The following is a 14577-nucleotide window of genomic DNA, read 5'->3' as shown; positions in this document are numbered from 1 at the left end:
CAATACAGCGCGGCCGCGTTCGCCGAGGTCTGCCGCCGGCACGGCATCCGCCGCAGCGTGGGCCGGGTCGGCTCAAGCTATGACAATGCCCTCGCCGAGTCGTTCTTCCAGGGTCTCAAGCGCGAGTTGCTCCACGGAAGGCGCTGGACCTCAAAGGCACAGACTCGGCTGGAGCTGTTCCGCGGGCTGTCGTACTACAACCGGCGCCGTCGGCATTCCGTGCTCGGCTACCTCACACCAGCCGAGTTCGAACAGCAACTGACCACATCACGTACGCTGTCACTCGTCGCATGAAACCCGGTGTCCACTCCCGGGGATCAGCCTCACCGGACGCCTGCCCCTGCGGGACGGCTCCTGTCCCGTGAGTGGCCTGGTGAGCCGGGCCGGCGCCTGGCTGGCATTCCTGCAGTAGGCGTTCCCGCGAGATACCACTCCAGCGATCGCATGCTTGCGGCGCCCGGACCGTCAGGCGTTGGGCACACTGCGCTCCAGGGCCGTGACGAGCAGTTCCAGGGCCTCGACGACCCGCTCCCGATCGGGTCCCAGACCCGCCAGCGCCTGGGCCTCCCGGTCCAGATGGCGGGGGAACGTCGTGTCGATGGCCGCCACACCACCCTGGGAAATCGTTACCAGAGCACTGCGTTGGTCGGCCGGATTCGCCCGGCGCTCGATGAGACCCCGGCTCTCGAGCTTGGCCAGCATCTTGCTGACGGCAGCACGCGAAAGACCCATCCACTGCGCCAGCCGCCGCGCAATGACCGGCTCCTCCAAGTACCGGAGGAAAACCAGGACGTCCGCCTCCGAGGGGGTGAGTTCGGAACCCTCGTACGTCGGCTCCAAAGCAAGCGCCAGCAGCGCGTGCGCATGCTTGAGCCGACCGACGACCTCCAGGGAGGACGTGTCGAGGTCCGGGCGGGCCGTCCGCCACTTCTGCCTCACCTGTGCGCGTGCAAGCGGGGATGGCTGAGTCTCCATTGCGACATGTTAACCGATTAACGAAGTGGTCTCGCCGGGATTCTGAAGGCTGCCATCAAGGACCCGCGAAACCATCGGCGATGGGCGCCCGCCAGCGTCTCTCGGCTGCCGCCGTCGGGTGTGGGAGGCCATGCCTCGTCCCACCTCCCCGACTCCCGGGTCTGGCGGCACCGTGCGGCCGGCAAGCGGCGCGGGACGCGTGCGCGCCCTAGACCGGTAGCCAGTGGTTGACCTATTAACAAATTTGCCGCTACGGTCCTTCTGCCACCCCGGCATCGGGGCAAGATCCACGTATCTGTAGTTGCAGGTAACGGTCTCGTTGAATGCCCGGACGAAAGGAAGCAGCGTGTCTCACACCAGCCGCATCGCCGTGGCCCGGAGGTTCGGGCCGCCCGAGGTCATCACCATCGAAGAGCACCCTGTGCCGAAGACTGATCCTGGGCACGTGCTCGTCGCCGTACGCATCGGCGGGCTGAACCCGGTCGACGCTCGTCGCAGGGCGGGCACGTTCGGCGGGAGCCCGCCGTTGGTTTTCGGTACGGAGTTTGCCGGGGTTGTCATCGAATCCGCCGACGCCGCCTGGCGTCCCGGCGACGAGGTCATCGGGTTTGGGGTGAACGGCGGTGACGCCGACGCCGTCATAGCTCCCGGCTCACAGTTGCAGGCCAAGCCTGCCGAGATCCCGTGGGAGGTCGCGGGTGGCCTGAGCGGAGTCGGACAGGCCGCACTCACGGCGCTGGACTCGCTGTCGCTGGACCGCGACAATCTGATCGTCGTGCACGGAGCCGCGGGCGGCGTCGGAACGGTGCTCACCCAATTCGCCGTCGCACAAGGCCTGCGCGTTATTGGTACCGGCAGCGAGGAGAGGCGGGACTACCTGCGAACCCTCGGCGCGATCCCCGTGGCCTACGGGCCTGGGCTCGCCAAGCGCCTCGCGGACGCCGCGGACGGCGCGCCCATTGCCGCGTCGATCGACCTTGCCGGAACCGCCGAGGCAGGGGACACCGGCCTCGCCGTCCGCGCGGCCGGGGGTCAGTCGATCACCATGGTGCCGGAGACCATGCAGTCGCACGGAATCAAGTTCGTACAGGTTCAGCGCTCGAACACGCGGCTGCGCCAGCTTCTGGACGCGGTCGTGACCGGCTCACTGACCTTCCCCGTCGAGACGGTGCCGTTCAAGGACATCGTGGAAGCACACCGGCGGCTGGATGCGAAACATGCGAGAGGAAAGCTCGTACTCGACCTATCGGACAACCCGCTGCTTCCCGGGAAGGGAGAGGCGAGCTGACATGGCGGCTATCACGCTTATCGGCCCGGGCCGGCACGGCTCGGCGATCGCCCGGCTCTTCGCCTCGCACGGGGTCGGCGTGACTTTGTACCACCACCGGCCGCAGAAGGCGGACCTTGCGGCAGCGAGCGTGCGGCAAGCCGCGACTGGCGCGGCCGAGGTGACGGTCGCGCCCACTCTCGCGGCAGCGGCTTCCGCGAACGAGCTGATCATCCTCACCACGCCCTGGGACTCCGCGCAGCGGGCGGTGATCTCTGAACTGGGCGACGCGCTTGCCGGGAAGGTGCTTCTCGACGTCTCGAACCCCCTGGACATAACACCATCCGGCGTCGTCCCGCGCCGGCCTGCGCAAGGCTCGGCCGGGCAGTTCGTCGCAAGCCTCCTTCCCCGCGGTGCTGGTCAGGCGAAGGCGTTCTCGAACCTGCCGACCGTTGCCATCGCGGAGGGCGCGGACCGCGACCCCCTGGCCGTGCTGCCCTTCGCTGCCGATTCCCACGCCACTGCGGAGCTGGTGCGTCCCTACCTGGCGGCGACCGGATGGCTGCCCTGGCTCATCGGGGACATCTCCCGGTCTGCCGCCCTGGAGATCGGCGGCGAGCTGAACGTCGTGCAGGGCCGGTGGGGCCGCGCCCGCCTGGATGCGGAACAGATGCTCGCCTACTGGGGGCCGGAAGCAACCATCATCTCTGCCCCAAACCTCGGCTAGGGCCTGTTCTGAGTTGAGATCACAGGATCGGTCATTCCCGCTTCAGGAGGGCGCTGGCTGCGGTAGACCGGTCGCGTGACTCGTGGTGATCTGACCGATGCCGAGTGGGAGTTGATCGAGCCGCACCTGCCGCTGGGGGCGTTCGGACCGATCCCTGACCTGCGCAGCTACTTCAACGCGGTGATGTGGCGGTTCCGCACCGGCAGCCCCTGGCGGGATGTGCCGGAGAGCTACGGCTCCTGGTCGACGATCTACGACCGGTTCCGGATGTGGGCGCATGGCGAAGTCTTCCAGGCCCTCATGGAAACGATGATCGCCGAGGCGGCGGCCCGCGACGATGTCGATCTCAGCCTGGTCAGCGTGGACTCGACCGTTGCCCGCGCGCATCACCACGCGGCGGGCATGGTCGTCGACCCGGAGCTCCTTGAGGACCTGGAGAAGGCCGTGGCGGAAGAAAAGGGGCTGCAGCAAAGGGGCAAAACAACCCCGTAGGTGAGGGGTCCGCGGACAGGGAGGACCCCGAGCGGGAACAGCGCCGCGCCGTGCGCCGACGCCGCAGGGCCCGACTGCGGGCCGCCGAACTGGGCCGCTCCCGGGGCGGGCTCACCAGCAAGGTCCACCTCGCCGTCGAGCGACGCTGCCGCCCGCTGGCCATCATCCTCACCCCCGGGCAGTCCGCGGACAGCCCGCGCTTCATCCCGGTCCTCAAGAAGATCAAGGTGCGCGTCCCGGTCGGCCGCCCCAGGACACGGCCGGACGCGGTCGCCGGAGACAAGGCGTACTCCTCCCGCGCCAACCGCGCCCACCTGCACAGACGCAACATCAAGGCAGTGATCCCGGAAAAGGCCGACCAGGCCGCCAACCGCAGGAAGAAGGGACGTTCCGGCGGCCGCCCGGTCAGCCACGACGCCACGCTCTACAAAGATCGCAACACGGTCGAGCGCGCCATCAACAAGTTCAAGGAATGGCGGGGACTGGCCAGCCGGTACGACAAGACATCCGAGAGCTACGCCGCAGGACTCCACCTGCGCGGATCCATCCTCTGGTTACGCAGCCTGCCAGCCCTCCCGTGATCTCAACTCAGAACACGCCCTAGGGCGCGTATCGAGTCGTGATCAATCTGCGGGATTTGCTCTCGCGGCGGGGTCTGGTCCGGTAGGCCTTCTTGCGTGACGCGAGTGCAACTGACGGATGCAGAGTGGGAGTTCATCGGGCCGTACCTGCCGATCGGCGCGTACGGCCCGTACCCCGAACGGCTTCGGTACCAGTTCGAGGGTGTGATCTGGCGGTTCAAGACCGGCGGGCAGTGGCGGGAGATGCCGCGGGAGTTCGGCGCCTGGTCGACCGTGCACAACCGCTTCCGGCAGTGGCGTGACGCCGGCGTCTTCGAGGCCCTGCTGGAGGGCCTGATCGCGGAAGCGGCGAAGCGGGGCGAGGTGGACCTGTCCCTGGTCAGCATCGACTCCACCACCGCGCGGGCACACCACGACGCCGCCGGGATGCACCTGGGCGAGGACGTCATCACTGCACTGGAGAAGGCTGCCGCCGAGGAGGAGAAGACCAGGTCAAAGGGGGCAGCCTCGAAGAACAAAGCGGGCAGGACGTCACAGCAGATCCCGAGTGGGAGGAACGACGACGCATCCGGCGTCGGCGAAGACTCCGCCTGAAGGCCGCTCTCCTCGGACGCTCCAGGGGCGGGCAGACCAGCAAGGTCCACCTGGCCGCCGACCGCAAGTGCCGCCCGCTGGCGTTCGTGCTGACCGCGGGCCAGGCCGCGGACAGTCCGCAGTTCATCCCGGTGCTCAAGAAGTTAAGGGTCCGCGGCCCCGTCGGCCGTCCCCGCACCCGGCCGGACGCGGTCGCCGGAGACAAGGCCTACTCGTCCCGCGGCAACCGGGCCCACCTGCGCCAACGCGGCATCAAGGCAGTCATCCCGGAGAAGAAGGACCAGGCCGCCAACCGAAAGAAGAAGGGCTCCGGGGGCGGCCGCCCCGTCAGCCACGACGCCGACCTCTACAAGGAGAGGAACACCGTCGAGCGCCTGATCAACAAGCTCAAGGCCTGGCGAGGCATCGCCACCCGATACGACAAGACCCCGGACAGCTACCTCGCCGGCCTCCACCTACGCGCCTCGATGATCTGGATCAAAGACCTCACCCGGACCACCCATTGATCACGACTCGATACGCGCCCTAGTGGCCCGTGCCGGAGTCTCGTCGTCTTCGGTGCGCCCTGAGTGCGTGCTTCCGGACCACGTTCCGTCCGTACCGTGAGCGAGATCACAACCTAATTTGAGGGGTCCCTCATGTTAGTCTGGATGCATGAGTCACCAGCACGTCCTGTCCGCGCCCCAGGCGCCGGTCAAACCGCTGCGCCGCGACGCGCAGCGCAACAGGGACGCGATCGTGGCGGCTGCCCGCAAGGCTTTCGCCGAGCAGGGGCTGGACGCGTCCTTGGAGGGTGTTGCCCGCGAGGCGGGTGTCGCGATCGGCACGGTCTACCGTCACTTCCCCAGCCGGCTCGACCTGGTCGAAGAGCTCTTCACCGCGAAGTTCACGGATCTGCTTGCCGCAGCCGAAGAGGCTGCGGCCATGGACGACGCCTGGGAGGGGTTCTGCCACTACCTGGAAAAGTTCTGCGAACTGCAGGCCTGTGACCGGGCCTTCAATGACCTGGTCTCGGCTCGCCTGCCGGTCCATGCGCTCGGCAGGGGAATGTTCGAGCGTTCGAAGGAACGGCTTGCTCAGATCTTCCGCAACGCCCAGGAGCAGGGCGTCCTGCGTGACGACGTCACTCCGGAGGACATCGTCTTCGTGATCTGGTCCCAGGTGGGGATCATCCGGGCCACCCGTGCCGTCGCCCCCAACGCCTGGCGCCGCCAGCTTCACCTGCTGCTCGACGCCTTCCGCGCCCAGTGCGCCCACGAGCTGCCCGAACCCCCGCTGACCCCCCAGCAGGTCGACCAGACCCTCACCACTCTCGAGTGCCCCGAAGAGGAGTGCCGCGAGTGCCGCGAGGAGACATGAGCCGCGGCTGACGACGTCGGGCAACAGGGCATACGACGTTGGGCAACACGGCATACGGCGTCGGGCAACGCGGCATACAGCGGGACATGCGGCGGGCCCGGTGCCGCGGTCGGCATCCGGGCCTTCAGTCCCTCGGGGGTGTCACCGTCCAGGGGATGGCGTTCAGTTTTCCGCCAGCAGCTGTGCCAGTTCGGCGTCCAGGTCGAGCCGGCTGGATTCGGCCCCCGGCGGCACCGCGGACCGCGTTTCGCGCAGGAAGGATTCCACGCCCTGCGCGGGGAACTCGAGCAGGGCCGATCCCCCAGGCGAACGAAGAACCATGCACACCGCATCGCGTCCCGAGTCACGGGTCGGCCACATGTGCACGTCTCCGTGCCCGGTGTGCTCGCTCAGAGCCTGAGCCAGCATGTCGCGGCTGAGGAACCACTCGACCGTTCCGCTCTGGTCCAGGGTGTGGAAGACGGCACGCACGGCATAGGGATCATCCGCGTCGTACTGCAGTGCTGCACGTATCGGCACCGACAGGTCGTGCGACAGGACGAGCCGCACGGGCAGCTCGTGTGCCACGGTTCTGACCGATCTCACGGTCCCTCACTTCCATGTCCCCGCTTGCCCGGCACTGCGATCGCTCCCCGTGTGCTTCGAGGCGCGGGGGTGGCGGTACCACCGGCGCGACCGGAAGCGCCGGTGGACGGGAGCGGCACACACGGATCCCGCGTGTTGTCCCGGTTCGGCCGGAGGGCGATGTCACCGGCTCGCGCTCGATGTCGGCTCGGCGAGCGGTCGGTTTGACGAGTCGCAACGGCACAGCCCAAAGCCACGTCGTTGCGGCCGGTCAAACCGACCGTGCCGGCCTGCGGCCGCATCAGCGCTGGTTCGCGTACCACGCGACCTGGTCCAGGTGCCAGCGCTCGGTGCTGACGCGGTACGTGGTCGCCTCGTTCCAGCGGTACCCGTCCCAGACGTACACGTGGCTACCGTTCCAGCGCTCTTCACCGTAGTGGCCCTGGCGGTCGTCGTTCGTGTACCAGCCGCGGGGTGCGCCCCAGCTGTCGTCCTGTGCCTCGTGGTGGGCGCTCTGGTATCGGTCCGCGCGGTCGCCGCTGGTGGCGAAGGCGGTGATCGCGGTGTGCGTGTGCTCCCCGGGCGCCGAGGCCGTCGCCGCCGAGGCCGTGCCGCTGACTCCGAGAAGGGCTCCGCCTGCCAGCGCCGTAGAAGCGACAGCGGTCGAGACGCGCTTGATCCACTTGTTCATGGTCATCTCCTTGTGATGTGCCGCGATTCCGTTGACCGGGCGGCCGTCCTGTCCGTGATCCGGGGAATCCGGATCGGCCGGGTGCCGAACTGTGAGGATCATTCGGAGGGGGCCCTCATGTTCGACGTTGCCAGCGTACTCGAGGGGGCCCTCATGTTTGCGGTGAGGCTCATCACAGCACGTCGGAGGGGGCGAATGGCATGAGCAGGGCGACGGTGGCCGAGGCGGCGGGCGCCCGGCCTGACCTTGCAGGAACGGGCATCCGGGACCCGGGGCGCCGACGCGTCCGGCAGCCGCGAGGTCATGGCCTGGATGGACTTGCGGCGACCGTCCACCATCAGTTCGCCGGAGGCAATCACGTTCAGAAAGCGTCACACCGTGACGCCTTCATGTGACGCTATAGGGCTCAGGAAACCGGCATTGCCCGGCCGCGTAGCCACGCTGCTGCCAGCGCGCCGGCAGCATCCTCCGACGGGCACGAACGGGTGAGCCGCGCCTCTCTCCAAGCGGACCTGGCGAACGCACTCGACCACAATCGGCGCCTCGCCACACGAGTGCAGCAGTTGGAGAAGCGGCTTTCGCAGCTGCTCGGCGAACAGGCATGGCGCGACTCCGGGCTCGGGGCCTCGGCCGACCTCGACCAACTCCAGCGGCACGCCACCGGCCTCGAACAGCGCATGATCGACCTCCAAAGCCAATTGGAAGAACGCACCGAAGAACTCCAGGCCGCGCGGGCGGCGAACCGGGAACTCACACGCTCACTCAACCACGGCCAGCACTGACTGCGTTCCGCCGACTGGTGAGATCCGGGATGCGATCAGCGCCCAGTGGCGGTCGGATGGGAACCAAGGAGGTGACAGGTCATGGCGGCAGTCTGGAGCGGCGCTCTGTCATTCGGGTTGGTCGCCATGCCAGTGCAACTGGTTACCGCGACGGAAAGCCATACCATTCGGTTCAACCAGCTTCAGCGCGGCACTTCCGACCGAGTACGCAATAAGCGAGTGAACGAGCGCACCGGTGACGAGGTCCCCTTCGAGGAGATCGTCAAAGCCTATGACACAGGAAAAGACTACGTAGTGGTCGAGCCCGAGGAGTTGGAAGAACTCGCCCCTGGTCGCTCGCTCGAAGGCACTGGAAATCACCGGATTTGTTGACCTGGAGAAGGTCGAACCGGTCTTCTTCGACAAGACGTATTACCTGGTTCCGAAGGGCAAGGAGTACGCCAAGGTCTATAGTCAGCGGAACAGTCGGGAAGGGCGAGCCGCCCCCGAAGGCAACGAAGGTCCTCGACCTCATGGCGGCCCTGCAAGCCAGTGTCGAAACAGCCAAGAGCCACAGACAACAAGTCGGTGCGGAAGAGGAAGCGTCCCAGCGTGGTCGCCCACCGACGCATATCAAGGAAGCGGCAGAGAAACGCCGGACCCGGACTACGAAGAAGACTGAAGAGAAGCCGCCGAAGCCTTCCGAGCTCAAAGAACTGAGCAAGGCAGAGCTCTACCAGAGGGCATCCGACGCAAACATTCCTGGTCGTTCCTCAATGAGCCGCGATGAACTGATCAAAGCCCTCTCCGGCAGGGGCGGCCGACGCAAAGCGAAGGTGTCCTGACGCTGGTGCAATGTGTCGACCCTTCGTACTACCGGGAAGCCTTGAGACGGATTCCATACTCGGCCAGCCATGCCACCAACTCATGCCGGGAAGTCTCGACCAGTCTCCTGCCGGTGAAACGAGCGTCATCCGTGACCTCGGCCACGCACTCCGGGGGTGGCACAAAACCCAGTGCCTCTTCATCGCTGGTGAACTCGGCCTCTCCCAGGACCAGGCCCTCCAGAGGAGCGTCGAAAACATCAATACCCAAAGGCGGCACGCTGAACCGCGTCTTGGTCAACACCGCAGCCGGCAACGAGGGTCTTCGAATTTGGTGGGGGTACGGCGGTGACAATCTGACGGTCGGTTGCTGACTGTGACGGGTCCGGGGTGTGGGTGGCCTGGACGCAAGGAGCCCGCGGGCCTTCGCGATCATGGTTGTCCTACCTTTCAAGCGTGGGTTTCCGCTGGTCATTCGTAAGATCGGTGGGCCCAGGGGCTCCGGGTATTTGTGTCCTGAACGTGGATGGAGCTGGTTGTAGGAACAGTTCTTGAAGTGATGCTGTGCGGAAGATGAAGGTTGTTGGCCCTTCGGAGTCGCCCTGCGGGGGGAGGCTTCAAACCACCTCGTGCTGCGTTGGCTGAAGACCGTCGTGGTGAGCGACGAGGAAAAGGCGTCGTAAGAGGCGTCAGGTGGGGATCGGGAAGACGAACGCAAGTGAATCGCTGCTGACGTGTCGTAAGAGCCAAATCTGACATCAAAACCGGGGTGTATACCCAATCCCGGGATGAGTCTGGCGGGTGCCCGTTTACTGGCCAGGTGGTGTCCGGCATGCAGGCGACGTGAGCCCGGTCTGCGGCTTCCGCATGGAACAGGAGAAGGCGTTCCTTGCCGCTGCTCGTGTTGATGGCGGGCGAGAGGGAGTGTCCCAAGCAGCCGAAACTGCAAGGGATCGAGTACCGAGGCCAGGCGCGCCGGCGGACCGGCTCGTAGTAGTGGTGAAGCCCCTGTAACGGGGGTGGAGCGAAGGGGCCGGGCCGTTCGTGGCTGAGTTGATCGCGTCAACCGGGCGGTGCCCGGGAGGAATTCGGTGGACCAGTTGAAGTCACAGGCCAAGCCGTTCGAGATTTCGAAGTGGGAAGTGAAGGAGGCGTGGGAGGAAGTCAGGGCGAACAAGGGCGCTCCCGGGGTGGACGGGCAGTCTCTTGACGAGTTCGAGAAGGATCTGAAGGGGAACCTCTACAAGGTCTGGAACCGGATGTCGTCGGGGTCCTACTTTCCGCGGCCGGTGCGCTCGGTGGAGATTCCTAAGCCGCGTGGCGGAGGCGCGAGAATCCTTGGGATTCCTTGTGTGGCTGACCGGGTGGCGCAGACCGTGGTGGCCAGGCATCTCATGCGTCGGGTGGAACCTGTTTTTCACCCGGATTCGTATGGATACCGGCCCGGGCGGTCGGCGCTGGACGCGGTCGCACGCTGTCGGGACCGCTGTTGGAAGAGGAATTGGGTCATCGATCTCGATGTCGCCAAGTTCTTCGACAGTGTCCGGTGGGACCTCCTTGTCAAGGCGGTGGAAGCCCACACTGATGCCGTTTGGGTGATTTTGTATGTGCGGAGGTGGCTCCAAGCGCCGATGCAGCAGCCCGACGGCAGCCTGCTGGTCCGAGACCGGGGGACCCCACAAGGTGCACCGGTCTCGCCCGTGCTGGCGAACCTGTTCATGCACTACGCGTTCGACACCTGGCTCGCCAGGGAGTACCCGGGCGTCTGGTTCGAGCGTTATGCGGACGACGCGGTCATCCACTGCGTCACCGAGCGCCACGCCACAGAGGTGCTGGCCGCGCTGATGGACAGGATGGAACAGGTCGGGCTGCGACTGCATCCCGACAAGACCCGGATCGTGTACTGCCAGGACGGCAAGCGCCGGAACTCGTACGAGCACACGGCGTTCACCTTCCTCGGGTACACCTTCCGCGCCCGCAGGAGCCGGGACAAGAAGGGGGAGAGCTTCCTCTCCTTCGACCCGGAGATCAGCAAAGAGGCCCTGAAGCGGCTCAGTGCGGAGGTCCGTTCCTGGCACCTTCATACGCGGGCCGACCTTTCCTTCGTTGATCTCGCCCGGTGGGTCAACCCACGGGTGGCGGGGTGGATGCAGTACTACGGCCGCTTCCGGCGGTCGGGGCTGGATCCCCTTCTGACGCGCATCAACGCCTACTTGGTGCGATGGATCCGCAAGAAGTACGAGCGGCTCAGGGCGAAGCGGAAGGCCATTGCGAAGATGGGGGAGATCGCCAAGCGGTATCCCCGCATGTTCGCGCACTGGCCTTGGACCACCACCTCGGCCTGGTGACCAGGACGGCAGGAGCCGTGTAACGAGAGATCGTTCCGCACGGTTCCGTGAGAGCCGAGGGGTGAGATTCCCCTCGGCTACTCGGCGGCTGTCATGGAGGAGCCGATCGGATGGCTCAGAGAACATGACCGCCCGGAGCCCCGCGACGACTCGACCGCCAATTGGGATGCGCGACTTGATCGCTCTGTAGGACTACGTCGGCGAGGTCGTCTGCGGGATGGACTGACGACGAGCTGACGGAGGTGGCCGTGCCCCAGATCTGGGCCGGGATGGACATCGGCAAGGAGCATCACCACTGTGTGGTGATCAACGAGCGGGGCGAACGGCTGCTGTCCCGCCGAGTCCTGAATGACGAGGCGGCCCTGCTGGAGCTGATCCGCGACGTCCTGGACATCGACCAGGACGTGCTGTGGGCGGTGGACGTCAATCACGGCGGTGCTGCGCTGCTGATCGGTCTGCTGCTCAACCACGGTCAGCCCATGGCCTACCTCACCGGCCTGGCCGTCCACCGCGCGTCCGGCACCTACCGCGGTGAGGGCAAGACCGACGCCAAGGATGCCTTCGTCATCGCCGACCAGGCCCGCATGCGTCGCGACCTGGGCCTGCTGCGGCCCGGCGACGAGATAGCCGTCGACCTGCGCATCCTCACCACCCGCCGCACCGACCGCGCAGGCGACCGCACCCGCCAGATCAACCGGCTCCGCGCCCAACTGCTGGAGTTATTCCCCGCGTTGGAACGCGCGCTGGACCTGACCAACAAGGGTCCCGTCATTCTCCTGACGGGATACCAGACACCGGCCGCCATCCGCCGCGCCGGCGCGAAGCGTATCGAGACCTGGCTGCGTAATCGCAAGGTCCGAAGCGCCGCGGCCCTGGCCAAGGTCGCCCTGGAGGCGGCGCAGGCCCAGCACACCGCGCTGCCCGGCGAGACGCTGGCCGCCGGCATGGCGGTCCGTCTCGCGAAGGCGGTGATGGTCCTCGACGAGGAGATCGCCGAGCTCGATGCGCTCATCGAGGCCCGGTTTCGTGAGCACCCGCACGCCGACGTGATCTGCAGCCTGCCCGGAATGGGCACTCAGCTCGGTGCCGAGTTCATCGCCGCCACCGGCGGCCACATGACCGCCTTCGCGAGCGCCGACCGTCTTGCCGGCTACGGAGGCGTGGCCCCCGCTGCCCGCGACTCCGGCCGCATCAGCGGCAACCACCACCGCCCGCGGCGCTACCATCGCGGCCTGCTGCGGGTGTTCTACCTGTCGGCGATGGCGAGCCTGAAATCCTGCCCGGCGTCGCGGACTTACTACGATCGCAAGCGCGCCGAGGGCAAGGGACACAAGCAAGCCCTGATCGCGCTCGCACGGCGGAGAGTGAACGTCCTCTGGGCGATGATCCGTGACGGAGCGTGCTACCAATCCGCACCGAGTGTCGCACCCGCGGTTTGACAACGGCATTGGGATGTTCTCTACGCAACCGATCATGAAAACCCACGGGCTTGAGCATCGACGATACCGGGACCAACGAGGCTGCGACACGGCTGCTGGGGCTGGAGGGGGTGAATGTGATCAAGGTCGGGGACGACGGAGCGGGCGGGTCGGTGGCGTACGTGGTCACTGCCGAGGAGGGTGCCCGCGCCCCCCGTCGCTTCGTACTCGGGGTGCGCACGCACGCCTTGGCCTCCTTCTTGCCGATGTCCGCACCCGCACAGCGTTCGTGCAGCACATCCACGGCCTTGCTCCCTCCCGAACACCAAGCGGTACGCCGTTCCGGGAGGGCCAGGGTGGCACAGGAATTCTGACGCCCGTGCTCACAGCAACACTCCACGGTTCCCGTGGACGGCCCTCAGCGCCACGCTGACCTGCGAGCTCACCAGCATCACAGAGACATCGGCTTCGGCCGGAACGAACCCCTCCAGCGTCCCGGACCGACATCACTCCACGTCAGGGCAGACAGAAGCACGTTCGGCGCGCGCCATGGGATTTGCCACGCCCCCGGCGCGCACCGAAGGTGCGCTGGTTCGCTGACCTGCGCATTCACGTGAGATCGCGATTCCTGGTCCGCATCTGGCCCGGATCTTGGACTGAAACCTGCCTGCGCCGCTCGCGGCCGTGAGCTCGAAGAGCGCATCCGCCCGGGTGCAAAGGCAGTCGTAGAACTGGACACGAAAGTGGGACAGGATGCCCAGCGCGGCGTCAACGGACTGTTCAGGGGCGAGACTCATCACCAGCGGCCGTTCCTTCACGCGACGTTGCTCGACACCTCGAAGCGTGCAGAACGGCCGCCCTGTTGTCTCACGAAGAAGCCAAGATCAGCAGGTCGGGTGACCCGGCGAGGTTACTGTAAACACAAAGCTGAGACCGGCGCCGGTCAGCGGGTGATGCGCTGCCATAGGCCGTGTCCGCCAGCTGCCAGCGCGGCGTCCGCGACGACGTCGTCCCAGTGCTGCACCGACCCGTACTCCGCGCGCCAGGACAGCGCCGGGAGGGTGAACCGGTGCAGCGGGTGTTCGAGCGTTGTACCGATGGCGCCATGGATCTGGTGCGCGTGCCGGACCACGAGTGAGGCCGCGTGACCGACGCAGGAGCGGGCGGTGGCCACCGCGAAGTTGGTTGCCGAAAGGTCGGCTGCGTCGGTGTCCATACGCCGCACCGCGGCGTTCACGGCGGCGCGGGCCAGTGCGCTCTCGGCGGCGGCGTCGGCGAGCTGCTGCTGCAACGCCTGGAACTTCGCCAGCGGCCGGCCGAACTGCACCCGGGTGGTCGCGTGTTCCACGCACAGGTCGACGATCCGCTCGAGGGCCTGGCACACCTGGACCGCGCGGGCGAGCGCGCCCCGCACGACGAGCTCGTTGGCCACGTTGTCGGGCACGGGGACGCCGGAGAGGCCGGCCATGTCGACGCGTACGTCGTCCCGCGGTTCGCCAGCCAGGTTGCTGCCTTCCACGATGCTCATCTCGGACGCCGGAACATCCGCGACGAGCCAGGTGTGCGCCTGCCACAGCACGACGATCCGCTCGGCGTGACGCGCCCAGGGCACCGCGGTCGCGTGGCCGGCGTGGAGAACGCAGGCGGTACGGACATGGGCGTCCCCCGGCAGTCCGGCTTGGGCCAGCAGCCAGCCTGCGAGGAGGTCGTGCTCGACGAGGGGCAGTGACACCGCATGCGCGGCGGCCGCGCCGACCACTGCCGCCGACTCGCGCCAGCCGGCGCCGCTGCCGCCCTGGTCCTCCGGAGCCGTGAGGCGGGCCAGCCCGAGTTCGTCCAGTTTGTTCCAGAGGGTCCGGTCGAAAGTCACGCCGGTGACCGGGTCGCGCTCGGTCGGACCGGTCCGGCTGAACAGGTTGTTGACGGTGTCGACCAGTGTGGGGTCGACGGCGTCTGTCTCTATCTCGGTGGCCATG

General features: G+C 66.9%; 13 protein-coding genes and 4 pseudogenes. 12 read left to right on the top strand and 5 right to left on the bottom strand.

The genetic code is table 11. From position 1 onward, the window contains the following. Positions 1 to 294, top strand: a pseudogene (locus tag SMIR_RS01695) (integrase core domain-containing protein); the annotation flags it as partial. A 171-nt stretch (positions 295 to 465) separates the two neighbouring features. Here the strand turns inward: SMIR_RS01695 and SMIR_RS01690 are convergent. Continuing rightward, entirely contained in the window at positions 466 to 975 is a 510-nt protein-coding gene (locus tag SMIR_RS01690; protein ID WP_168497988.1) for a MarR family winged helix-turn-helix transcriptional regulator, read from the bottom strand. Positions 976 to 1420: 445 nt separating this feature from the next. Between SMIR_RS01690 and SMIR_RS01685 the strand changes: the two genes are divergently transcribed. From SMIR_RS01685 to SMIR_RS01665, 5 genes and pseudogenes are all read left to right on the top strand, one after another. Continuing rightward, positions 1421 to 2263 carry a zinc-binding dehydrogenase gene (locus tag SMIR_RS01685; protein WP_212726347.1) on the top strand — a complete coding sequence of 281 codons (843 nt, stop codon included), beginning with the start codon at positions 1421 to 1423 and terminating at the stop codon, positions 2261 to 2263. A gap of 1 nt (position 2264) precedes the next feature. Next, positions 2265 to 2969 (top strand): NADPH-dependent F420 reductase, encoded by a 705-nt coding sequence (locus SMIR_RS01680; protein WP_168497992.1) that lies wholly within the window; start codon positions 2265 to 2267, stop codon positions 2967 to 2969. A 75-nt stretch (positions 2970 to 3044) separates the two neighbouring features. Continuing rightward, a pseudogene (locus SMIR_RS01675) lies at positions 3045 to 4042 on the top strand (IS5 family transposase). Between the two features lie 96 nt (positions 4043 to 4138). Further along, a pseudogene (locus SMIR_RS01670) lies at positions 4139 to 5142 on the top strand (IS5 family transposase). Positions 5143 to 5290: 148 nt separating this feature from the next. Next, positions 5291 to 5995, top strand: a complete 705-nt coding sequence (locus tag SMIR_RS01665; protein ID WP_168497993.1) for a TetR/AcrR family transcriptional regulator — start codon at positions 5291 to 5293, stop codon at positions 5993 to 5995. A 162-nt stretch (positions 5996 to 6157) separates the two neighbouring features. On the opposite strand, the gene SMIR_RS01660 is transcribed toward SMIR_RS01665, so the two are convergent. Together SMIR_RS01660 and SMIR_RS01655 are read right to left on the bottom strand one after the other, a co-directional pair. Continuing rightward, the gene (locus SMIR_RS01660; RefSeq protein WP_249938318.1) at positions 6158 to 6562 is read right to left on the bottom strand and encodes an SsgA family sporulation/cell division regulator; all 405 of its coding nucleotides are present in this window, start codon (positions 6560 to 6562) and stop codon (positions 6158 to 6160) included. 298 nt (positions 6563 to 6860) lie between these two features. Further along, positions 6861 to 7250 (bottom strand): hypothetical protein, encoded by a 390-nt coding sequence (locus SMIR_RS01655; RefSeq protein WP_168488575.1) that lies wholly within the window; start codon positions 7248 to 7250, stop codon positions 6861 to 6863. A 485-nt stretch (positions 7251 to 7735) separates the two neighbouring features. Between SMIR_RS01655 and SMIR_RS01650 the strand changes: the two genes are divergently transcribed. From SMIR_RS01650 to SMIR_RS43180, 4 genes and pseudogenes are all read left to right on the top strand, one after another. Beyond that, positions 7736 to 8032: a hypothetical protein gene (locus SMIR_RS01650; RefSeq protein ID WP_168497998.1), complete on the top strand. Its 297-nt coding sequence runs from the start codon at positions 7736 to 7738 to the stop codon at positions 8030 to 8032. Between the two features lie 81 nt (positions 8033 to 8113). After that, positions 8114 to 8404: a Ku protein gene (locus SMIR_RS43185; RefSeq protein ID WP_248003268.1), complete on the top strand. Its 291-nt coding sequence runs from the start codon at positions 8114 to 8116 to the stop codon at positions 8402 to 8404. Beyond that, positions 8382 to 8435: pseudogene (locus SMIR_RS44525) on the top strand (hypothetical protein); the annotation flags it as partial. The gene SMIR_RS43185 and the pseudogene SMIR_RS44525, both read left to right, overlap by 23 nt. Before the next feature lie 109 nt (positions 8436 to 8544). Beyond that, positions 8545 to 8856 carry a hypothetical protein gene (locus SMIR_RS43180; RefSeq protein WP_249938317.1) on the top strand — a complete coding sequence of 104 codons (312 nt, stop codon included), beginning with the start codon at positions 8545 to 8547 and terminating at the stop codon, positions 8854 to 8856. A gap of 28 nt (positions 8857 to 8884) precedes the next feature. Here SMIR_RS43180 and SMIR_RS01640 read toward each other — a convergent pair whose 3' ends face one another. Next, positions 8885 to 9136, bottom strand: coding sequence for a CYTH domain-containing protein (locus SMIR_RS01640; protein ID WP_249938316.1), 252 nt, complete (start codon positions 9134 to 9136; stop codon positions 8885 to 8887). Between the two features lie 790 nt (positions 9137 to 9926). Between SMIR_RS01640 and ltrA the strand changes: the two genes are divergently transcribed. Both ltrA and SMIR_RS01630 read left to right on the top strand, forming a co-directional pair. After that, positions 9927 to 11183 (top strand): group II intron reverse transcriptase/maturase, encoded by a 1257-nt coding sequence (ltrA, locus tag SMIR_RS01635; RefSeq protein ID WP_168498000.1) that lies wholly within the window; start codon positions 9927 to 9929, stop codon positions 11181 to 11183. Positions 11184 to 11452: 269 nt separating this feature from the next. Then, positions 11453 to 12622, top strand: a complete 1170-nt coding sequence (locus tag SMIR_RS01630) for an IS110 family RNA-guided transposase (RefSeq protein WP_422664386.1) — start codon at positions 11453 to 11455, stop codon at positions 12620 to 12622. Positions 12623 to 13544: 922 nt separating this feature from the next. Here the strand turns inward: SMIR_RS01630 and SMIR_RS01625 are convergent. Then, a complete protein-coding gene (locus SMIR_RS01625; protein WP_168498002.1) occupies positions 13545 to 14576 on the bottom strand; it encodes an acyl-CoA dehydrogenase family protein in 1032 nt (343 codons plus the stop codon). Position 14577: the final 1 nt, after the last annotated feature.

The organism is Streptomyces mirabilis, from assembly GCF_018310535.1.
Lineage (GTDB): Bacteria > Actinomycetota > Actinomycetes > Streptomycetales > Streptomycetaceae > Streptomyces.
The sequence above is the reverse complement of the archived record's forward strand: the minus strand, read 5'-3'. Positions and strand labels throughout refer to the sequence as shown.